This window comes from Methylomonas fluvii (genome assembly GCF_014850975.1).
In the GTDB taxonomy this organism is placed as follows: Bacteria; Pseudomonadota; Gammaproteobacteria; order Methylococcales; family Methylomonadaceae; genus Methylomonas; species Methylomonas fluvii.
Genome location: NZ_JACXST010000002.1, coordinates 824,409 through 844,333, shown reverse-complemented (window position 1 = coordinate 844,333; position 19,925 = coordinate 824,409). Strand labels below are relative to the sequence as shown.

The following is a 19,925-nucleotide window of genomic DNA, read 5'->3' as shown; positions in this document are numbered from 1 at the left end:
TAACACTCCAAGTCGGTTTTAAATCAAAGCCATTTTCATAAGGCAAAGAAAATTAGCCTGCATATCGATTCGATTACTCGCCGACACTCGCCAGAATTTTGTTGATTACCGTAGCCGAAATTCGAAAATCCGAACGGTGCAGGACTTCAAAAGCGGCTCGAGCCGACACAATCAAACCTCGTTTCTTGGCTAAGCCAATGACGGCGGCCGTACCGACGACCTGCAGTTGATATTCTTTGGCCACAGCCCGGCCGGCACGTTCGTCCATGATCAGCAAATAGTTTTCGGGTGACGATAGTGCGATGTTGATGCAATCCGTTTCACCAGCGTCCAGATCAATGTCTAAACAAGGTGTAATGGATTCATGCCATACCGTTAACCAACCTGAATCGAATGCGTGAGCCAGCGATTGTTCACCAGGTGCCGATTTGCCGGGTAAAACTTCTTGTTTAACCGATTCGGGTACGAAAACCTGGCCAAATAACTGGGGCAGCCAGATTAAACCCTCCACCAACGCCAGTCCGATCAATGGACTGGCATCGACAATCACTCTTTGACCATCAGCGTTCAGGCTTGGTTTAGCCACTGGTCCAGGGTATCCAAATCGTCCTCAACTTCGTCGGCCGTTTGATCGATGACGGGAATGCCCAGACGCGAGACGTGTGTAATAAAACTGGCCAAAGGGATGTCGGCCAGTTTGGCGGATCGGGCAAGTGACAAGTTACCGTCTTTAAAAAGGGCAGTTGCCAAGGCTTTACGCACACCCGGCATACCAATGATTTTGGCGGATTTGAGGCCAACCATCACGGCATCCGGTTCGTTTCTATTCATGACCAGAACCATATCCTCGTGAGCCATACGCAACGCTTCGCTAGGGTTGTTCTTTAGACCGCTGACATTCACTGTTTTCATAGCCTGATTTCATAGGAAGATTGAATGGGTGGATTATAGTCCTCTGAATTGAAATGGGTGCATAAAGTTATCTCCCTGGATGATGAGCTGCCCGGATAATGAATCGCCCCCAATGCGGCCACGACAACGCTGTTTTTAGGATCAATTCTTAGGTAATCATTCTGGTCTTAGGGATTTGGTTTAGCACGCACATTTGACAGATCTGCGGGTATTTGCAGCCATGAATGATTAGATAGGGCGTATGGCAGGTCGTACAGTAAGGCAATTCGGCAAGTCCGTCTCTCAGTGCTTCGGTGATAATCCAGGCTTCATCGAAATTTGCTGGCCGTATGCGGCCAAACGGTCGGCGTTCTTGAATATGGCTTGGATAGAATGCACAAAAAGTATCCCAGGCAAACACTAGGGCGTTTAGGTCCATTTCGGCGGAGATAGCACTTGAGCAAGCGCTTCGATAGATTGATGCAAATAGCGCCATGTAAAGAAACGACTCACGTGACTGTGGCATTGCTAGGATGCTAGGGACTAGGCCAGCGACCGGACTTTCTCCGTGTAGGGAAAAGTAGAGATTACATAAGTCTTTCTGTCGAAGGGTTTTGATGACCCGGCCGGCAAATTTTGTGCGTAATCTTCGTTTCAGCAATTGATAAGCCCAATACTGATCTTTAAGCCGAGTAGCAAATGGGCAATGGTTGCTCATGACTCAGGTGGGTGGGCAGACAAGAGCATCAGAAGGTCGATGGTTCGTGCGTCGAGTGCATTGGGATCTTCATTTTTTTCGACGTTTAGAAATTTGCTCCATTTATGAGGATTGAAACGGGGGACAAAGGTCAGGCAATCACTTCTAGCCAAGCTTTTTAATTGTGCGAGTGGCATCTTTCGGAGTAACGAAACCGCTTCGGTCGTTAAGCCTAAGCAGAACATGGCTTTCTGTTCGCTGCCGGAAAAAATTAAGGATTGAGCGACAATGAGGTAGTCGAGATTGAGTTTGTAGAGATTCTCATCCATTCTGCAATCCTCGATTGGCTAAAGAATTGCGCGAATTTGATTTGCCAGGGCAATAACTTTCCGTCCGTACTGGATGGCTGCCGGCTCATTTTTCCAACTGAAATATCGGCCTATGCCATGTGCAAGATTGCCAGGCACTGATTGGATGGCCTCGGAGAGTACACTTGCACCGATTTCGAGATTGGTGCTTGGTATCAAGAGTTGCTCTGGTTTCGCAACACGGTGGCCATGCCACCGAAGATTGACTTGCATCATGCCAACGTCGATATTGCGTTTACCTTGATCCATCAATTGATTGAGCAATGCTTCGGCTTCCTGCTGGCTGCCAGGAATATAGGCGTTGCCAGCGTTATTGATGGCCCAGGGCGAGGGTATGACTTTATTCTGGTCATCGTTTTTTCGCGATTCGGTGAGCGCAACGGCATAGAGAATGTAGGGGTCAATGCCATGTCTCCGAGCAACTTGGCCCCACAGCGTGTTCCGTAATGTGGTTTTTGAACCAGGAGACTGTTGGTTGCTGCTGTTTATTTGAATGGCTCCATTAGCCATTGATTCCATGGGTTGGCTGATGATGCAAAAGCCGACAATCATGCCAATCCGAAAATGCTTAACAACATTTTGAAATGGAAACTGAAGCTTAAGATTTTTTGAAGGAATATTGCACATCGCAAGCTCGCCGTAATGGTCTTGATGCGAGTTTACGACGTTGCCAAAAATTCTATACGCTCGAAAAACCGCTCTTTTCGTGGTTTTTCGCTGGTCCTCTGAATTTGGCCTTGCTTGATCTTGCGGTCGGTACGGAGCGTGATGACTGGAGCGGACTGAAGTTGGATTAAGTTTAAATGTGCAACCAGGATGTTTTTATGGCGCGATTTTTGGTTTAATGACATATTAAATGGCGCATTAAAACTAATCGCGACACCAAAAATCAAATCATGCCAAAAATAGTGCCATCAGAAGAGCTGGAACGAATCGAAAAGCTGATTGCTCAATATCCCGAAGGTATTGGCGCGAAAGACATTGCGCAATGGCTAGATTTCGAAATTAAGGGCCGCACTTTACAACGTCGATTGGCCACATTGGTGGCAGAGCGTCGCATTGTTAGCGAAGGTGATGGACGAGCACTGAAGTATAAAGTCGTAAAGCCTGGTACGGGTATCGCCACAGTTGATGGTGTGGATGACTCAAACCGGCAGGCGTTGACGAAGTTTACATTCCCATTTCGCTTGAAGGCGAAGAGATCAAGTTCTTTATTCGTCAACCACGAACTCAAAGGCCTCCCTAAAGTGGACCCCATTGTCCAGACAAATTATGACTGAGTTTAAGATAGAGCCCTGTTCACACTCCAGCTGAATGGCGCTGTCCCAATACTTCTACACAAGAGCTGACGCTTCCATCGCCTCGTTAAATTTATCCACAATCTTGGCGCCACCGCCCGCAGCCGTCCGATACACCACTTCTGGCGTTTCGTAACCCAACGATTGATGCAGCCGCTCTTCGTTGTAAAACATGAAGTAGCGAGTCAAGCCCATCAACAATTCCTGCAGGCTACCGTGCTGTTTCAAATACACCTCTTCGTATTTCACCGTTCGCCATAGCCGTTCGACAAAAATATTGTCCAGGGCCCGGCCTCGTCCGTCCATGCTGATCGTGACGCCGTGCTCGATCAGTACGCCGGTGAAAGCGTCACTGGTGAATTGCGATCCCTGATCACTATTGAATATCTCTGGCGTTCCGTAGGCCTTGATGGCTTCTGCCAAACAGTCCACGCAAAACCCGGCATCCATGGTATTCGACAATCGCCATGACAGCACCTTGCGGCTGTACCAGTCGATGATCGCCACTAGATAGACAAAGCCGCGAGGCAACCGAATATAGGTGATGTCGGTACTCCACACCTGATTGGGGCGGATGATGTCGACGCCCCTCAACAGGTACGGATAAATCTTGTGCTGCGGATGTGGCTTGCTGGTATTGGGGCCGGGAACCATCCCCGCCAATCCGAGGGTTTGCATCAAGCGCTGAACCCGCTTGCGATTCACCACCTGTCCGCAGCCACAAAGGTACTTCGTCATCCGCCGAGAACCATAAAAAGGGTGCCGCGTATATTCCTCATCAAGTAAGCGCAGCAACAGACATTCATCTTCATCTACGGCTTTCAGCAAACGATTTTTCTGCTCGTACACCACAGAACGCGTGACCTTGAGCAACTGGCATTGCGTGGATAACGCTAGCTCGTCAGCGGGTGCTATCCAGGTCCGACGCTCTTCTACAGGCTGATCCCAGACTTTTTTTTAAGCCAGTCCAGTTCCATATTCAGTTGCCCGATCTTCGCATACAATCGGTCCGGATCATTCTGCGCATTGACCGGTTTCGGCCCGCGCTTACCTTCAAACAGGCTGCCCGCATTATCCAGCAATTCTTTTTTCCATTGACTGACCTGGGTGGGATGCACGCCGTGCTCTTGGGCAATTTCATTGATCGTCTTCGTGCCTCTAACCGCTTCCAAGGCAACCTTGGCTTTTTGGGCCCCGGTAAATATCTTCCGTTTGCTTTCGCTCATTTCCTGCCTATTATTTTCCGTCAGGGCATAGCTTAAACTACTGTCCGGATTTCGGGGTCCACTTTACCCGTCAGCTACCAACCGGATTTCCTGGGGCAGTACTATCCAAACCACACCTATTACTTATCAGCTGGTTTACGCGAACAATTACATACCTTGGGCAGGTCGCCGTCTGAGCAAACCCCGGCAGGAACGTTTGCCCGTGACATTCTGAATCGCCTGCTCATCGACCTTTCTTGGGCTTCTTCCCGCTTGGAAGACAATACCTACAGTCGACTGGATACTGAACGCTTGATTGAGTTCGGTCAGGCGGCTGAAGGCAAGGATGTCATGGAAACCCAGATGATCCTCAATCATAAGTCGGCCATTGAATATTTGGTACGCGATACCGAGCATGCCGGTGTTACGGCCGAAACCATCGTTGCCTTACATGCTTTTTTATCGGATGGTTTGTTGGCGGACCCAATGAGTTGTGGTCGCCTGCGTAATCGGGCGGTCGATATCGGCGGCAGTGTTTATTTGCCGATTGCGATGCCGCAGCGGATTGAGGAATTGTTCGGGATTGTCATAAGCATGGCGGCGGAAATTGCCGATCCATTTGAACAATCGTTTTTCCTGATGGTGCATTTGCCCTATTTGCAGCCTTTCGAAGATGTCAACAAACGGGTTTCGCGGTTGGCAGCCAATATTCCGCTGATTCAACACAATCTCTGTCCTCTGTCCTTTATCGACGTGCCGCAACAGGCTTATGTGGATGCAGTCCTCGGCGTCTACGAGCTGAATCGAATTGAATTGTTAAGAGATGTCTATATCTGGGCGTACGAGCGTTCCTGTCAGCAATACGTCGCCGTGCAACAGCAGCTCGTGCCGCCGGACATCGTTAGATTACGTTACCGAAACGAACTGGCCGAGGTTATAAGAGCCATTGTCCGGGATGGACTGGCGACAGATGCAGCATCAATCTTGGCAGGCATTCCAAATTCTGTGTCCCAGGAAGACAAGCAGAAATTCATTATTTTGATACAAAACGAACTCAAAACGTTACATGCAGGAAATGCTATCCGTTTTGGCTTGCGTCCTCTGGAGTTTTCGGTATGGCAGGAAAAAAGAATAAAATTCATTGATTGAATTAAATCAAAAAATAATTAATGGCTAATTTATTGTCGATCTAATAAAAATCAACTGAACGTATTTTTATGAGTATTCAACTCGATTAAGTGATTTTCCCATTTTAATAAAGCGCTTCGTTTTTCTTGTAGATAATCATATCTATCATAATGTTTTGAGCTTACGTCATTTAGAGCATGATTTTGTATCCTATCTCTAATGCTTTTTTCTATGCCAATTTCTCCCATACGAGTTTTTACTGTTCTTCTTAAATCTCTCGGTGTAAAAGTATCTATGCTGTTTATTCGAGTTATTGCGTGCGCCAAAGATGTTTTGTGTATCGGTTTTTCTTCATTATATCGGCTTGGAAAAAGATAGTCAGAGTTTCCAGAATATGGCCATAATTCATTAAGTAATTTTTTAGCCAACGGAGTAATAGGCAATATCAGCCAGCGTTCGTTTTTCACGCGTTCTGGCGGGGCACTCCAAATCATGGCTTCAAAATCAAACTCATGTTTCATTGCGCCGCAGAGCTCCCAAGAACGGCAGCCATATAGGAGTAGTAGTTTTGTAGCTAGATGGAATTGCTCATGAAGGCATGTTTCGTTCCAAAGGACTTTAATTTCGGCAAATGATAAGGCTCTTTCTCCTGCAACTTCGGCACTGGTATCCTTTGGAATTGCATCAACCGGGTTGGCTTGTATTTGAAAGGTAAAATCATTTGATAGGTTTTTGGGGTCGTTATCATGATAAACCCCTAATTCAAAAGCTCTTCTTAAGTAAGACCGAATCCGATTAGCCTGAACATTCGAGCCTCGCGAAATAATGGTGTAAAGTATTTTCCTTATATGGGCTGGAGTTACGTCTTTAGCTTGTAAGTCCAAAATGTCTTTACAGTTGTAATGAAGATCGGCCTCGACTTTTTCAAAAGTTCGCTTTCCTGAATCAACCATGTGCTTGATGTAGTAATCAAACAAATCAGCTACGCTGCCAAGTCTCAGCTCAATGCGGGATTGTGGGTCAACTCCGCGATCGATCTCCCGTCTCAGTTCACGACACTTATCTCTTGCCTCAGATAGACTAATCGATGGATACCGGCCCAGGCTTGCGAATTTTTGTTTACCATCTGGACCTGCATACTGAATAAAAAAGGTTACGCTTCCAGCTGGCGTCACTTTGACGCCAAAGCCTTTATCGGGCCCTTTTTCATAAAGTCTATATGCCGACGGTTTTGCCTTAAGTCCTTTGATCGATTTGTCAGTAAACATAATTTCGTGGTCACTTTGTGGTCACTTGAATTCCGCAACATAAGGTCACAGAATGAAACAACCATGAACGGAAGATGTGATAAAGTTCAATATAATCGGGCATTTAGGAATATTCTGCAACCTGCAGAAATACATGGAAACATGGTCTTTAGCGACTGTTAATCACTAGGTCGGCGGTTCGAGCCCGTCCGGGGGAGCCAAATAAATCAAGGGCTTGCAGCGATACAGGCCCTTTTTTTTGCCTGTTCGGGACACTGGCGGGACACTTAAAAATAAAAAGCCACAACAAACCGCAAAACAAAAGGCCGAATTTCTACTTAAGAACGCGCCTACCTAGCACCAGCTAAAACCGCTAAATTCACCTGAAACAAACCACTTGCAGACCGGTTAAAAGTCGCCAAACTGACCACTTTTTATTTGTAATTGTCCCAATAGTGTCCCTTTAATTTATTCATTGTTTTTAACATTTTGTTTAAATTGGATTTATATATAGGGACGGGTGATTATCTATCATATGTTTCTGTTTTTTGCGTGTTGTTGTAGTATTTCACCGAAGCAAAAAAAACGGGCCTGGAAGTGCTGCCAACACCGCCAGACCCTAACCACCACTTAACAGAACGGGTTAAGCAATGGCTACCGCAAATTATACCGCCATTGCCCCAAGGGGGGGTTATATGGCAACCATCGAAACACGCACCACTGACACCGGCGATAAATCCTATCGCGTTAAAGTCCGGTTGAAAGGTTACCCGGCGCAATCTGCAACCTTTGAGCGACTGACCGATGCCAAGAAATGGGCGGCGGCTACTGAATCAGCAATTAGGGAAGGACGCCACTTCAAAACAGCCGAAGCCAAAAAGCATACCTTGGCCGAAATGGTTGAAAGATACGTTAAGGACGTATTGCCTACCAAGCCCAAGCAGGCCGACAAGCAAAAACAACAGCTTGAATGGTGGAAAGACAAAATCGGCGCTTACACTCTATCCGACATAACCCCGGCCATGATTGTGCAGTATCGGGACGAACTGGCCAGCGGCGAAACCTACCGAGGAACTCCACGAAGCCCGGCCACGGTTGTTCGATACATGGCGGCCCTGTCCCATGCTTTCACTATTGCTGTGAATGAATGGCAATGGCTTGAAGACTCACCAATGCGGAACGTTAAAAAGCCGAAAGAGTCACGCGGGCGGGTTCGCTTTTTGGATGACAACGAGCGCCAGCGGTTTTTGACTGCTTGCCAGCAATCAAGCAACGAATGGCTTTATCTGTGTGTCATTTTGGCGCTGTCTACTGGTATGCGCCAAGGTGAATTGATGGGCCTAAAATGGCAGGACGTGAACCTAAAGGACGGCTTCATTATTCTTCATGAAACCAAAAACGGCGAACGGCGGCGGGTTCCTCTAGCCGGTCATGGTCTGGAACTGTTACGGGAACATGCCAAGATTAGGCGCCTCGATACAGATTTGCTATTCCCTGGCACCATTCACGCCGACAAGCCGATAGACCTTAGAAAACCCTTCGAAAATGCCTTAAAAACCGCAGAAATTAATGACTTTCATTGGCATGACCTAAGACACTGCACCGCGTCTTACTTAGCCATGAACGGCGCTAGTTTGGCCGAGATTGCCGTAGTCTTAGGGCATAAAACCCTAGCCATGGTGAAGCGGTACGCTCACTTATCAGACGGCCATGTAAGCAATGTGGTTGCCAGTATGAACGCCAAGATTTTCGGGGGCATGTGATGGGTGACATTAAATGGAATGACTGGCTATCCCGTGAGCAAATTACCCTTGATGATTGCTTGCTGTTGGCAATGGGCGAAAATCCAAACACCGCCGATATAAATACGAAATGGTGGCAAGATTTAAGCGGGGATGAATACCGGGAGCGACAAACGGAAGCCGTGCAATGGTTTGAAAGCAACGAGCTAAAAGCCAGAAAGATAAATAATAACGGTTCGGTTGAGTATAAGAATATTGCCCCGCTTAATTTTTTCAGCCTAGCAAGGTCTAATAATTTGGCCTTACCAGAATCTTTACATGATTATTTAGACAATCAGGACAAATTGAAATGCGTTACATGGTGTGGAGAAATACACCCCCCCTGAGTCAGAATAGTTGTCGCCTCAAATTTCCATTCCTTTTGAAATTTGAGATGAACCATGAGCCGTTCCAAAAAGCAGTATTCTGATGCATTCAAAGACCAAGCGTTGGCGAAAGTCTACAGCCGGGGCAACCGATCCATTCAAACGGTTGCCGATGAATGAAACCTGAGCATACATACCCTAAAAACCTGGATGAGCCACACCTCCTCGACCGATCACCGTCCTGTCACAGCCAAGTCCGCCCAGCGGCCTCAAGATTGGCGGCCCGAAGAACGTTTGCTGGCCCTCCAGGAAAGCCATAGTTTGAGCGGCGAGGCGCTGAATGCCTGGTGCCGGGAGCGTGGCGTATTTACCCATCAACTGGCGCAGTGGAAAAGCGAGTTTTGCGCCTCAGCCAGGTTGCGTCCTGATCGCGAAGAAAGCCAGAATCTGCGTAGCCTCAAGGCCGAGAACCAGCGTCTGGCACGCGAACTCCAGCGTAAGGAGAAAGCACTAGCCGAAGCCGCTGCCTTGTTGATCCTGCAAATACCCACAGGGCACAAGAAAAGGTGCGGGCGCTGTTGGGTGGGCGCGGTCGAATGACCTCCCTTCCGCAGCGCCAGCAGCTGGTCGACTCAGTCGCCGAAGCCACGGCGGCCGGTGCTCGCCAGGACCAAGCCTGTGCCGTACTGGGCCTGAGCCCGCGCACCTTGCAACGTTGGCAGGCCGGGGAAACATTGACGGAAGACCGCCGGCCGCAACGGCACTATACGCCGTCGCATGCCTTGAGCGATGCGGAGCGGAGTCACCTCTTGGTCGTCGCGAATTCGGCTGAGTTTGCCGATTTACCGCCCAGCCAAATCGTGCCGCGCCTGGCCGACCAAGGGATTTATCTGGCGTCCGAATCGACCTTCTACCGCATTCTGAAAGCCGCAAGGCAACTGAAGCACCGCCGTAGCGAGCGCCCCAGCCAGCCCCGTACCCAGCCCAAGGCGCTGACGGCCACCGCGCCGAATCAGCTCTATAGCGGGGATATCACCTATCTGCCGGCGGCGGTCAAAGGCCGGTTCTACTATCTCTACCTGTTCCTGGATATTTTCAGTCGGCAGGTCGTGGGTTGGCAGGTGTTCGAGGCAGAAAGCGGCCAATTGGCCAGCGAGCTGTTACGGGACATCTATCAGCGCGAAGACCTGCGGCCCCAACAGGTCGTCCTGCATTCGGATAATGGCGGCCCAATGAAAGGCGCCACGATGCTGGCCACCCTGCAACGGCTCGGCATCATGCCGTCCTTTAGCAGACCGGCGGTCAGCAACGACAACCCCTATTCGGAATCGTTGTTCAAAACCTTGAAATACCGTCCGCCATACCCGTTGCAACCGTTTGCCGACTTAACGTCCGCCCGGCACTGGGTGGCTGATCTCGTGCAGTGGTATTTATGACCTTCAGGTTACAACCACGAACACCGCCACAGCGCCATCGGCTTCGTGACCCCGGCGCAACGCCATGCCGGCTTGGACCAGGCCCTGCTTGCTCAACGCCAGGCGTTGTACGAACAAGCCAAGGCTCAAACCCCCCGGCGCTGGAGCCGACAGACCCGCCGCTGGAACCGCGTCCATACTGTGTATCTCAATCCCGATCGGGCCGATACGCAACACACGTCCAACACCACAATCCAGGAGGCCGCCAGCTAGGGCAATATAGCCGCATGAGTTTTTGCATTGAGGCGACAACTAGCTTGAAATTTTCCGCTGATGGTGGAACACTTCGGCAAGTTTCGTTCATTGATGCCCGGCCTTGCCTTGATATTCCATTGCATCGACATTGCCGACGGTAAAGCAAGCGGCAACGTATCGGCAGCAGCGGCACGGCTGGCGGTTGATTGGTGCAAATATCTGGAAAGCCACGCAAGGCGGATTTATGCCATGGCTGAGAGTCCAGAGCATGAAGCAGCGGTAAGATTGGCCGACAAGATAAAAGCAAAGGCTTTGCCTAGTCCGTTTACCTGCAAGGCGGTCTATGACAAGGGCTGGCACGGACTGAAAGACCGGCACGAAGTCGACGCGGCCTGCAATATCCTGATTGATGAAAACTGGCTGAACATGGAGCGCAAACCGGCAACCGGAAGCCTTGTAAATGCTGGGGTTGAGTCCTATGGGTTGTCTGAAAAAACAACAATAGCGTCACACGAGAGCCCGCTTACGGTGGGCTTTTGCATACGCCATGCTCTGCATAAAAGTTGAACTCGCTTTTTGTCACATTGATGTCATAACCTATTTGTAAGCTAAAGCTTCAAATAAATAAAAACATGAGTCAGGAAAAATGAGCGAATTTTTCAATAAGAAGCCGATGGAGCTTTTGGAGATTGAACAAGTGGTTAACGAATTGATGGAAGACCTGAGCCACCCGCTGAATAACAAAAGACATCCTTACCATCGAGATTGTGTTCAAGCGTTTAATGATTTGATGGCACATGCGGACACTATTCGCCAGCACTGGGCTTCTCATTAGAACGATCTGAGAGCTCGACGGTCATCGACCATGCTCACACCGGAAGTAAAATGCCCGGTTTGGGAGTGGCTGGCGCGTAGAATATAGGATTATGCTAATGTTTGTTGTAGATCAAATAGTCCTTTATTTTAGAGACTATAGTGGCTACGTCTTCACAGCAATAGGATCAGAAATACGATGACGGCAGAGCTACAACTTAAACGTTACCATGTCTTTTTTGAAGATCTTTCGCACCCTGGATTCGGTTGCCATCGCGATGAATCCGGGGTGGTAATGATCACGCTGCATCGATTACGCTTATCTATTTACGGTCGGACATTCAACCGCCGTTGGAAATAATCTTATATAGCGCACTGCACAGCCTCTGACACATCACGTAGAGGCCATGGCGTGTTGCAGTTCTTAATACGGGGTTCAGTTGATGGTTTTGACCGGCTTACCCATCCAAACTTTCCCGGTAGTAGTCATTGGCATTTTGGCCTGAATCGATTTTGTTGTGGGCCGACATGCCATCCTAATCAGTCCGGTATGAACAGATTTAGTTTGGCTGATGATTACCGGCATCTGTTCGTCTAATTTTCAACGTTGACTATAATTTCCAGCGATTCCAGTTCTAATTGAAATGGTTTCAGGATGTTTGGGGGCTTCAAGCAATTGCGGCTGTTATGGCGGTGGGGTGAATCTTTATTGGGAAGGCAAAATCATGGTGAAGCGCTTAACGGGGTATTTATGTGTTGTGTTTTTTACCGGCTGTGCAACGCTTAGCCAACAAGACTGCAAGCGGGGCGACTGGTTTGGTTTAGGGGTTCAAGACGGTCGTTCTGGAGAGACCAGTGAGCGGCTAAGTGATCATCGAAAAGCATGCGCCGAATACGGTGTTGCGGTGAATGATTCGCAGTATTTTGCTGGCCGCGAACAGGGTATAAGAGAATACTGTCGGATCGATAATGCTTTTGAAGAGGGTTTGCAAGGACATGATTACCGCCATGTTTGCCCGCCATCGATTGACGGTGTATTCAGCCGTTACCATTCAGCGGCTTACGCTGTGCATAAAGATCGCGCCGAACTGGATAGGATAGATAACGAACTTTCCAGCAAAGAAATCAGCTTGGGGGATAACAAGTTAAACGACAAAGACCGGGCCAGAATTCGTAACGATATAAGTCAGTTGCGGCGTAACAGAGACCGGGCTCGGGATGATCTTTACTACCACGAACGGCAACTCAACGACTTTCGCCATGAGTCTCAGTCTTATCGCTGAGTCGCTACTTGGGATTCGGGACGATGCGTTGCAAGTATCCGGATCAAGCGCAGATAACTCGTTATCAAAACGCTGTATCTGTTATGCAAGCCAGGCATTCATCATTTTTGAATTAACTCTGCCTTTAAGTTACCTGGCAGCGTGTTTTCCTGTTGGCCCTAACTTAACTCATTCTCTCGGTTCGGGTTTGCCGCTACTCAGTCTTTCCTGCTTATCTTTCTCGAACTCATGTTTCACGAAAAACAAGCCTCCCATCAAGCCCAACAGCATTACGACTTCCAGTATTTCTCTCATCATTTCAGCCACCTTTCATTTAGGAAAACGCCTTGTTACTTCTATGGGGTGACTAATGATTTTTTGGCTGGGCTACAAGAATAGGTTTCTACGACATTAGTTTCCCTCGTCCGACAGATTACCCGGAGAATTTGCATAGTCAATGATGAAGCTGATGGTCAAATTAGCGGTTTACTGCAACAGTGGCAATAAACTCACCATACCCCAGGCTATGCCGCCGGCGGCGGGAATCGTCAGAACCCAGGCCCACACAATCCGTTCGATCACGGAAAGTTTCAGGGTATAGGGATTTTTGGCAAAACCGACACCCATGATCGCCGTGGAGATACTATGCGTGGTGGAAACCGGCATGCCGAAATGTGCGGCGGCCAATAGAATGGTTGCGGAGCTGGTTTCCGCCGCGAAGCCGTTTATCGGATGCAGCTTGACCATTTTGTGGCCAAGGGTCTTGATAATGCGCCAGCCGCCTACCGACGTGCCGAGCGCCATGATCAAAGCACAGCTAAAAACGATCCAGGTGTCGATGTCCTTTTCGCCGCCATCCGGACGCAGGAATTCCGCCCAACCCGGTAACTGATCCAGCGTGCCGGCGTTGTTCGCGGTAAAAATCGCTAATGCAATGATACCCATGGTTTTTTGCGCATCGTTGCTGCCGTGGGCAAAGCCCATATAACCGGCGGATACCAATTGTGCCTTTCCGAACAAAGCATTGATCCATTTCGGCCGCGAAATTTGCCCCAACAGGCCTCCGGCACTATTCATGCCGCTGATGATCGCCATCAGCAAACCCATGATCAAAATGCCCAAGGTAAAGCCGGCAATCGGCGAACTGATCATCGGAATCACCACTTTCCACAGCAGGCCTTTGTTTTCGGTCCACACTAATGCGGTTTTCGACCATATCAACACATCGGGATTGTTGTGCCCCGCGGCCAGGGCTGCGCCGCATAAGCCGCCAATCAAGGCGTGGCTGGAAGAAGAGGGCAAGCCCAAGGCCCAGGTGATCAGATTCCAGATAATCGCGCCGGTCAGTGCGCAAATCAACACTTCAGAGGTAATCGTCACCATGCCGGTATCGACCAGCCCTGAGGAAATGGTTTTAGCCACGGCCGTGCCGGATAAGGCGCCGACCAGATTGGTCACGGCAGCCAGGATCACCGCTTGGGTGGGGGTTAATACTTTGGTGGCAACTACCGTGGCAATCGAGTTGGCGGTGTCGTGGAAACCGTTGACGAACTCGAATATCAGTGCCGCCAGAATGACCAGCAAAAGCAATGTCAGCATGACGGAGCCACTAAGAATTTTTTAATACGATGTGGTAAACCACGTTGCCGGCATCGCGACAGCGGTCAATGGCTTTTTCCAGGATCTCGAACAAATTGGTTTTCACCAGATAGCGGATCGGATCGGTTTCGTTGGCGTAGACGTCGCGATACAGCTCAAGTATCTGTTCGTCGGCTTCCGCTTCAATCGTTTGCAGTTGATCGTTGAGTTTTTTGACTTCGTCCAAATCCATGCCTTTGCGCAGCTGACCAACCATTTGTTCCAAAACTTGGCAGGCTTGTTCCAGCATGACAGCGCGGCTGTTGAAATCGACATCGCCGATCCGCTCCGATGCCAGCGTATAACGCTCGGCAAATTTTTCGACGACTTTGGGGATCTTGTACAGCGCGCCGTTTAGGGCTTCGATATCTTCGCGATCCAGGACGGTCACGAAGGTATTGACCAATTCCTCGCTGATTTGGCCGAATAAATTCTTTTCCCGGCGCCGCGCCTGTTTAAATTTTTCTAATGTCTGTTGGGTGGTGGGTGTGCTTAGCAGTTCTATCAAGGCCTTGGCCGAGGCGTGTGCCGATTCTGCACTAGCTTCAAGCAAGCCATAAAATTTATCGCCTTTGCCAAAGATGGTTTGTAGAGAGAACATGGTGTACCTTAATTGTGACGGTTTTGTTGCATATTGTATAACAGCGTGGCGGCAAGTGCAGAAACTGTCGGCAATTTACCGACCGCATGCGCAGCGGATGTGATCCGGCGCTACACTGCCAAACGCGGGTTAATCGGGTTTTTGCAAAATGTCCTTAACCGCGCGTATTGCCGATAGGCTGGCGCCGTTGGAGTGGCTGTCCTCGGTAAAATCTCCGGCAAAATAGACGCGGCCCTGCGGTTTTCTTAACGACTCAGACAGACTATCGAAGCGCGACCGGCCGACTGGCCAAGACGCTATCGCGCGCGGATGGTAACGGTAAAAACTCATCCGTTTGACCGATTGCCGGAAACCCGGCCACTGTTTGTCAAACGCCGCCAGCAAAGCTTCCTGAATCTGGTCCGGATCGCTCATCCGCGAGTTAAACCGCTCCGCGTCCGCACCGCTGACCAATAAATTCAACAGCGCATCGGCGCCGGATTTTGATCCGCCCTCATAAATAACCCCCAGCGGACTGTCGGTCATAATCGGCAATATACTCTCGCCGTCGCGGGTCCAGAAGCTGCTGGCGGCTTTATCCACCGTGACGTGCGCGGTAAAGTAGGCGCCGGCCGATTGCGTTTGGATAGCCTGTTTTCGCTCGGCGCTCAACGGCGGAATGAACTGAATGTCCTGGAGCCGGAACAATGGAATGGCAGTGATCACGTATTTGGCGCGGAATATCTTTTGCCGCAAACTGCCTTGGTCGGACGTAAGTACTTCCACATCCTTGTCGGTGGAAGTGATGTGGGTGACCTGTTGGTTCAGCGAGATGCGGTCCCGGCCGATAAAATTAGCCAGCGCCCGCACGGCGCGTTGATTGCCGCCAACCACATGACGGGGCGCCAAACCATCGCCGGAAAAATAATGCCATTCGGCAATGCCGTCCAGCGCGCTGATTTTTCGCCAGGAGGTGGCGTATTCCGGTTCGGTTTCGATGCGCACCAATTCTTGGGCCTTGGGCGACAGGCCGCTGGTGCTTTCGATCCAGTCGGCGAAGGAAATCTCTTGCAGCGCCAGCATAGCCTCGGGCAAAGGCCGCAAATCCAATTGCCGGTAAAGCTCGGCCATTTTTGCGTCCCAGCGTGTATAGGCTTGCAATTCGTCGGTATCCAGCACCGATGCCAGAAACTCCGCATTGGTATTTTGCGTAAACGGATACAGCTTGCCCTGGTAATAAAAACTGGAAAAACTGCTGTAAGCCGTTTCCATCGGCACATGCAAATCCCGGAAAATCTCGATAGCCGGGTTATTTTCCCAAAACTCTTCCAAACCCACTTCGGCATGCGTGCCGTCCGGGTAAGTAGCGGTGCGGATGCGGCCGCCAACACGCGGACTCATTTCCAAAATCACGGCGCTTTTACCGGCTTTCTTTAAATGATAGGCGGCGCTCAAACCCGATAGGCCGGCGCCGACGATCAACACATCGGCGGTAAGCGGTTCGGCGGCTAAGGTAGCGGAGCGCAGGCTCAGCGACAGCGCCAAAACACTAAAATAGAGGGCACGGTTGAGTTGCTTGAGGGATAGGCTAGTCATCTGTGTTGTCTCGACGTGTTTATGGATTGCCAGCCGGTTCTCCATTCGGATCGGCAGCGAATTCTCGCTAGGGTACGAGCCAAATATTGCAGGCAAATGACTCGATCATAACTGCAGGTCTGCCACCGGCTATGTCACATAATAGTCACAAACTTGTCGTATTCTCGGGTTTTACCCGTTCGTAAGCTGCCTGACTGATGAATTATTCCGCAACCGCACAAGGCAAAAGCGTTCATTTTCGCGATTTGCGTACCTTGCTGGCCAAGGCTACGCCGCGCCGGGCAGCGGATGAGTTGGCCGGTTTGGCGGCGGATTCCGAAGTCGAGCGTGCTGTTGCTCAGCAAGTTTTGGCCGATGTGCCCTTGCGGCAGTTTATCGAAGAGCCTTTGATTGCGCCGGAACAGGATGAGGTCTCGCGCTTGATTCTGGAACGGCACGATGCGCAAGCGTTTGCGCCGATTGCGAATTTAAGCGTGGGCGAGTTTCGCGATTGGCTGTTAACCGAGCAGAGTGATGTGGCGGCAATCTCGGCCGGGCTGATGCCGGAAATGGTGGCCGCGGTCAGCAAAATTATGCGCAACCAGGATTTGATCGCCGTGGCGCGCCGTTGCCGCGTTGTTACTCGCTTTCGCAGCACCATCGGCTTGCCGGGCCGCTTGGCCACTCGTCTGCAACCCAATCATCCAACCGACGATCCGCGCGGTATCGCCGCCAGTATTCTGGATGGTTTGCTCTACGGCAGCGGCGATGCGGTGATCGGCATCAATCCCGCCACCGATAATCTGCACAACGTCCACACCTTGTTGAATTTGCTGGACGAGATCATTGCTCAATACCAAATTCCCACCCAGTCTTGCGTACTGGCCCACGTGACCACAAGCATGGAGCTGATGCAGCGCGGTGCGCCGGTGGATTTGCTGTTTCAATCCATCGCCGGCACCGAAGCGGCCAATCGCAGTTTCGGTATCGACCTGGCAATGCTCCGCGAAGCCAAGGCCATGGCGGAAAACTTGGGCCGTGCGAGTGCCGGCCAGCAGTTGATGTATTTCGAAACCGGGCAGGGCAGTGCTTTATCCGCCAACGCGCATCACGGTATCGATGCGCAAACCTGTGAAGCGCGGGCTTATGCGGTCGCCAAGGAGTTCGATCCTTTGCTGGTCAACACCGTGGTCGGCTTCATCGGCCCGGAATATTTATACGATGGCAAACAAATCATCCGCGCCGGTTTGGAGGATCATTTTTGCGGCAAGCTACTGGGTGTGCCGATGGGCTGCGATATTTGTTACACCAACCATGCCGAGGCCGATCAGAACGATATGGATACCCTGCTGACGCTGTTGGGCGTGGCCGGCTGCAACTTCATCATGGGCATACCCGGAGCCGACGATGTGATGCTGGCGTATCAAAGTACCTCGTTTCACGATGCGCTGTATCTGCGGCAAGTATTGGGCTTGCGGCCGGCACCGGAATTCGAGGCCTGGTTGCAGCGTATGGGCATATTCGATGGTCAAAACCGCTTGGCCGCGGCGCGTAACGCCACGCCATTGCTGACTAACTTTCACGGCCTTCCGAGCGCTTAAAAATGAACGATCCGTGGATTACCTTACGGCAATTTACCCAGGCCAGAATTGCGCAAGGCCGGGTAGGGTGTAGCTTACCGACCAAGGCACTACTGGATTTTCAACTCGCGCATGCCAGCGCTCGCGATGCGGTACAACAAGTCTGGGATGTGAAGATCTTTGCTGGGGAAGTGGAAAAGCTGGGGTTGGAATCGCTGATTCTGACGACCCCCGTAAGCAGTCGGCCCCAGTATTTACAGCGTCCCGATCTTGGTCGTTGTTTGACAAAATCCAGTCATGAAATACTTGAAGCGCGGGCATCCCAGGCTATCGACGTGGCTTTGATTGTCAGCAACGGCCTGTCCTCGACCGCTGTGGACGATCACGGTTTGGCATTACTGCAAACGGTGGTTGCCGGATATGCCGAGCGCGGATTGCGGATAGGGCCGATTTGTCTGGTAGCTAACGCTCGAGTAGCCTTGGCGGATGAAATTGGCGCATTACTGAACGCGCGGCTGGCTGTGATTATCGTTGGCGAGCGGCCCGGCCTCAGTGCCGCCGATAGTTTGGGGATGTATTTAACCTACGCCCCCAAGCCAGGCAATACCGACGCCGAACGCAACTGCATCTCCAATATTCGCCCGCCGGCGGGTCTATCTTATAACGCGGCCGCAGCCAAGCTGGCTTACTTGAGTGAACAGGCCTTGCAACGCGGCTTGTCAGGCGTGGCCCTTAAGGATGATATGCCGGCACAGTGGTTTACCGAGATTGGCGGCGCGGCGTTGTTAAAGAAACTCTGAATCGGTTCATTACGCCAAGGCAAAAGCGGCTCGGCAAGCTCTCGGCAACGGGTCCCGCATCCTTGCGGTCGACACGATGTGCCATTTTCTGTTCGAATCGGCGGAAGATTTTTTGGCCGCTTTCATGCCGCATGCCCCCGAATTACACCGATTTAGAACCGGTGATTCAGCTCAACGACGTGTTGATTTCGTCGCAATACGCTTGGCCGCTATTGCATTTAGAGCGGGCCGGCTAGAAAGCGTCCAAAAACACCGGCGCTTTGCCGAACTCGGTTTTATATTCGCCGTTAGGCACGTACCAACCGGAGCCTTGAGACCCGCCATGCCAGGACACGCGCTTGCCGTCCGTCGCCCATTTATCGAGCTTCTCGCCGCTTTTGGTCAGGTAGTCGGATGCGTAACAAACTGTATTTAGCCAAGGGTCGATGATTAGCCAGGATTGGGCGATCTTGCGGCTGGTGAAATCGGCTGTAGACGCATACTTACGTGCTGTATCCGGGATCGCTTCCTGCGAAACCAAGCAAAAAGCGTGGTCGCCTTTGCCGTAAACGATGCCGATATAGAGTAAGTCGCGCTTGATATTGTAGATTTTCTTAGCGTAGTAAGCGCTCAAGGCTGCCATCTCTCCGCAGTTGCCCGAGCGGTCCGCAATAGTCATCTTCACCAATTTCTCGGCCAACTCCAAGTGTGACGTAGCGCCGTTGAGCCTGTGTTTGGCAGACTCGTCGGCTTCCAGCCATCGGGTCATGCCTTTAGCGCTCATATTCGCCAAAACGGCAGAACCGGCAAGATCCACGTCGTATAGCTTATTACTGGATTTATGGCCTTTTTTAAAGAACTCTCTGACTAGAACCTTGATTTTCTCGCCTTCTTCCACCAGCATGGTTGTACCCTCTAGAGTTTGATTTTTGGCAATTGTAAGCGCCTCGCTCTCCGCTGTCCCGGAGGGCAAACGGGCGGGCCTCACGCCCGGTATTGCGTTATCGGCGGTGTCTCGTAAGTATAGTTGAAACCCGAATGGCGTATGGGAATCCCTAAAAATCCACGATTAAACAGATTCGGAGCG

Annotated in this window: 20 protein-coding genes and 1 pseudogene; 10 read left to right on the top strand and 11 right to left on the bottom strand. The window is 50.6% G+C overall.

Annotation, left to right across the window (positions count from 1 at the left end):
- Window positions 1–73: 73 nt before the first annotated feature.
- The 4 genes from EBB_RS13460 to EBB_RS13440 all read right to left on the bottom strand — a co-directional run bounded on the left by EBB_RS13460 (window position 74) and on the right by EBB_RS13440 (window position 2,583).
- The gene (locus EBB_RS13460; RefSeq protein WP_229427577.1) at window positions 74–586 is read right to left on the bottom strand and encodes a PIN domain-containing protein; all 513 of its coding nucleotides are present in this window, start codon (window positions 584–586) and stop codon (window positions 74–76) included.
- Window positions 568–912 (bottom strand): UPF0175 family protein, encoded by a 345-nt coding sequence (locus tag EBB_RS13455; protein WP_064007906.1) that lies wholly within the window; start codon window positions 910–912, stop codon window positions 568–570. The genes EBB_RS13460 and EBB_RS13455 overlap by 19 nt, the downstream gene beginning before the upstream one ends.
- A 693-nt stretch (window positions 913–1,605) precedes the next feature.
- Entirely contained in the window at window positions 1,606–1,917 is a 312-nt protein-coding gene (locus EBB_RS13445) for a flagellar transcriptional regulator FlhD (protein WP_064007904.1), read from the bottom strand.
- A gap of 18 nt (window positions 1,918–1,935) precedes the next feature.
- Window positions 1,936–2,583, bottom strand: coding sequence for a transglycosylase SLT domain-containing protein (locus EBB_RS13440; RefSeq protein WP_020482759.1), 648 nt, complete (start codon window positions 2,581–2,583; stop codon window positions 1,936–1,938).
- 269 nt (window positions 2,584–2,852) lie between these two features.
- On the opposite strand from EBB_RS13440, the gene EBB_RS13435 reads away from it, so the two are divergent.
- Window positions 2,853–3,236, top strand: a complete 384-nt coding sequence (locus tag EBB_RS13435; RefSeq protein ID WP_192394325.1) for a hypothetical protein — start codon at window positions 2,853–2,855, stop codon at window positions 3,234–3,236.
- 54 nt (window positions 3,237–3,290) lie between these two features.
- On the opposite strand, the gene EBB_RS13430 is transcribed toward EBB_RS13435, so the two are convergent.
- Window positions 3,291–4,480 (bottom strand): IS3 family transposase gene (locus EBB_RS13430; RefSeq protein WP_192394324.1). Its coding sequence is split into 2 segments (ribosomal slippage): window positions 3,291–4,201 and window positions 4,201–4,480, totalling 1,191 coding nucleotides; the frame shifts between segments, so codons are not numbered across the junction.
- Between the two features lie 156 nt (window positions 4,481–4,636).
- On the opposite strand from EBB_RS13430, the gene EBB_RS13425 reads away from it, so the two are divergent.
- The gene (locus tag EBB_RS13425; RefSeq protein WP_225587435.1) at window positions 4,637–5,608 is read left to right on the top strand and encodes a Fic family protein; all 972 of its coding nucleotides are present in this window, start codon (window positions 4,637–4,639) and stop codon (window positions 5,606–5,608) included.
- 50 nt (window positions 5,609–5,658) lie between these two features.
- Here EBB_RS13425 and EBB_RS13420 read toward each other — a convergent pair whose 3' ends face one another.
- Window positions 5,659–6,855, bottom strand: coding sequence for a tyrosine-type recombinase/integrase (locus EBB_RS13420; protein WP_192394323.1), 1,197 nt, complete (start codon window positions 6,853–6,855; stop codon window positions 5,659–5,661).
- A gap of 674 nt (window positions 6,856–7,529) precedes the next feature.
- On the opposite strand from EBB_RS13420, the gene EBB_RS13415 reads away from it, so the two are divergent.
- From EBB_RS13415 to EBB_RS13390, 6 genes and pseudogenes are all read left to right on the top strand, one after another.
- Window positions 7,530–8,597, top strand: a complete 1,068-nt coding sequence (locus tag EBB_RS13415) for a tyrosine-type recombinase/integrase (RefSeq protein WP_192394322.1) — start codon at window positions 7,530–7,532, stop codon at window positions 8,595–8,597.
- A complete protein-coding gene (locus tag EBB_RS13410) occupies window positions 8,597–8,962 on the top strand; it encodes a hypothetical protein (RefSeq protein ID WP_192394321.1) in 366 nt (121 codons plus the stop codon). Before EBB_RS13415 ends, EBB_RS13410 begins: the two co-directional genes overlap by 1 nt.
- Before the next feature lie 54 nt (window positions 8,963–9,016).
- Window positions 9,017–10,629, top strand: a pseudogene (locus EBB_RS13405) (IS3 family transposase).
- A gap of 60 nt (window positions 10,630–10,689) precedes the next feature.
- Entirely contained in the window at window positions 10,690–11,178 is a 489-nt protein-coding gene (locus EBB_RS13400) for a DUF3987 domain-containing protein (RefSeq protein WP_192394320.1), read from the top strand.
- 79 nt (window positions 11,179–11,257) lie between these two features.
- A complete protein-coding gene (locus tag EBB_RS13395) occupies window positions 11,258–11,446 on the top strand; it encodes a hypothetical protein (RefSeq protein ID WP_192394319.1) in 189 nt (62 codons plus the stop codon).
- A 676-nt stretch (window positions 11,447–12,122) separates the two neighbouring features.
- Complete coding sequence (locus tag EBB_RS13390; RefSeq protein WP_195880878.1) at window positions 12,123–12,707, top strand: DUF2799 domain-containing protein; 585 nt, start codon at window positions 12,123–12,125, stop codon at window positions 12,705–12,707.
- A 168-nt stretch (window positions 12,708–12,875) separates the two neighbouring features.
- Here EBB_RS13390 and EBB_RS26475 read toward each other — a convergent pair whose 3' ends face one another.
- The 4 genes from EBB_RS26475 to EBB_RS13375 all read right to left on the bottom strand — a co-directional run bounded on the left by EBB_RS26475 (window position 12,876) and on the right by EBB_RS13375 (window position 16,500).
- Complete coding sequence (locus tag EBB_RS26475) at window positions 12,876–13,004, bottom strand: hypothetical protein (RefSeq protein WP_306790002.1); 129 nt, start codon at window positions 13,002–13,004, stop codon at window positions 12,876–12,878.
- Window positions 13,005–13,172: 168 nt separating this feature from the next.
- A complete protein-coding gene (locus EBB_RS13385) occupies window positions 13,173–14,285 on the bottom strand; it encodes an inorganic phosphate transporter (protein ID WP_192394317.1) in 1,113 nt (370 codons plus the stop codon).
- A 10-nt stretch (window positions 14,286–14,295) separates the two neighbouring features.
- Complete coding sequence (locus EBB_RS13380; protein WP_192394316.1) at window positions 14,296–14,925, bottom strand: DUF47 domain-containing protein; 630 nt, start codon at window positions 14,923–14,925, stop codon at window positions 14,296–14,298.
- A gap of 129 nt (window positions 14,926–15,054) precedes the next feature.
- Window positions 15,055–16,500: a flavin monoamine oxidase family protein gene (locus EBB_RS13375; protein WP_225587434.1), complete on the bottom strand. Its 1,446-nt coding sequence runs from the start codon at window positions 16,498–16,500 to the stop codon at window positions 15,055–15,057.
- Between the two features lie 197 nt (window positions 16,501–16,697).
- On the opposite strand from EBB_RS13375, the gene EBB_RS13370 reads away from it, so the two are divergent.
- Both EBB_RS13370 and eutC read left to right on the top strand, forming a co-directional pair.
- Entirely contained in the window at window positions 16,698–18,080 is a 1,383-nt protein-coding gene (locus tag EBB_RS13370) for an ethanolamine ammonia-lyase subunit EutB (RefSeq protein ID WP_192394314.1), read from the top strand.
- 2 nt (window positions 18,081–18,082) lie between these two features.
- The gene (gene eutC / locus EBB_RS13365) at window positions 18,083–18,859 is read left to right on the top strand and encodes an ethanolamine ammonia-lyase subunit EutC (protein ID WP_192394313.1); all 777 of its coding nucleotides are present in this window, start codon (window positions 18,083–18,085) and stop codon (window positions 18,857–18,859) included.
- A gap of 232 nt (window positions 18,860–19,091) precedes the next feature.
- Here the strand turns inward: eutC and EBB_RS13360 are convergent, their stop codons facing one another.
- Window positions 19,092–19,742: a hypothetical protein gene (locus tag EBB_RS13360; protein WP_192394312.1), complete on the bottom strand. Its 651-nt coding sequence runs from the start codon at window positions 19,740–19,742 to the stop codon at window positions 19,092–19,094.
- Window positions 19,743–19,925 lie beyond the last annotated feature (183 nt).

Excerpts from the sequence above, each read along its gene's own strand:
- EBB_RS13395 (WP_192394319.1), top strand. The coding sequence starts at position 11,258 with ATGAGCGAATTTTTCAATAAGAAGCCGATGGAGCTTTTGGAGATTGAA.
- EBB_RS13380 (WP_192394316.1), bottom strand. The coding sequence starts at position 14,925 with ATGTTCTCTCTACAAACCATCTTTGGCAAAGGCGATAAATTTTATGGC.
- EBB_RS13415 (WP_192394322.1), top strand. The coding sequence starts at position 7,530 with ATGGCAACCATCGAAACACGCACCACTGACACCGGCGATAAATCCTAT.
- EBB_RS13420 (WP_192394323.1), bottom strand. The coding sequence starts at position 6,855 with ATGTTTACTGACAAATCGATCAAAGGACTTAAGGCAAAACCGTCGGCA.
- EBB_RS26475 (WP_306790002.1), bottom strand. The coding sequence starts at position 13,004 with ATGATGAGAGAAATACTGGAAGTCGTAATGCTGTTGGGCTTGATGGGA.
- EBB_RS13375 (WP_225587434.1), bottom strand. The coding sequence starts at position 16,500 with ATGACTAGCCTATCCCTCAAGCAACTCAACCGTGCCCTCTATTTTAGT.
- EBB_RS13410 (WP_192394321.1), top strand. The coding sequence starts at position 8,597 with ATGGGTGACATTAAATGGAATGACTGGCTATCCCGTGAGCAAATTACC.
- EBB_RS13440 (WP_020482759.1), bottom strand. The coding sequence starts at position 2,583 with ATGTGCAATATTCCTTCAAAAAATCTTAAGCTTCAGTTTCCATTTCAA.
- EBB_RS13385 (WP_192394317.1), bottom strand. The coding sequence starts at position 14,285 with ATGCTGACATTGCTTTTGCTGGTCATTCTGGCGGCACTGATATTCGAG.
- eutC (WP_192394313.1), top strand. The coding sequence starts at position 18,083 with ATGAACGATCCGTGGATTACCTTACGGCAATTTACCCAGGCCAGAATT.
- EBB_RS13445 (WP_064007904.1), bottom strand. The coding sequence starts at position 1,917 with ATGGATGAGAATCTCTACAAACTCAATCTCGACTACCTCATTGTCGCT.
- EBB_RS13435 (WP_192394325.1), top strand. The coding sequence starts at position 2,853 with ATGCCAAAAATAGTGCCATCAGAAGAGCTGGAACGAATCGAAAAGCTG.
- EBB_RS13455 (WP_064007906.1), bottom strand. The coding sequence starts at position 912 with ATGAAAACAGTGAATGTCAGCGGTCTAAAGAACAACCCTAGCGAAGCG.
- EBB_RS13400 (WP_192394320.1), top strand. The coding sequence starts at position 10,690 with ATGGTGGAACACTTCGGCAAGTTTCGTTCATTGATGCCCGGCCTTGCC.
- EBB_RS13360 (WP_192394312.1), bottom strand. The coding sequence starts at position 19,742 with ATGCTGGTGGAAGAAGGCGAGAAAATCAAGGTTCTAGTCAGAGAGTTC.
- EBB_RS13370 (WP_192394314.1), top strand. The coding sequence starts at position 16,698 with ATGAATTATTCCGCAACCGCACAAGGCAAAAGCGTTCATTTTCGCGAT.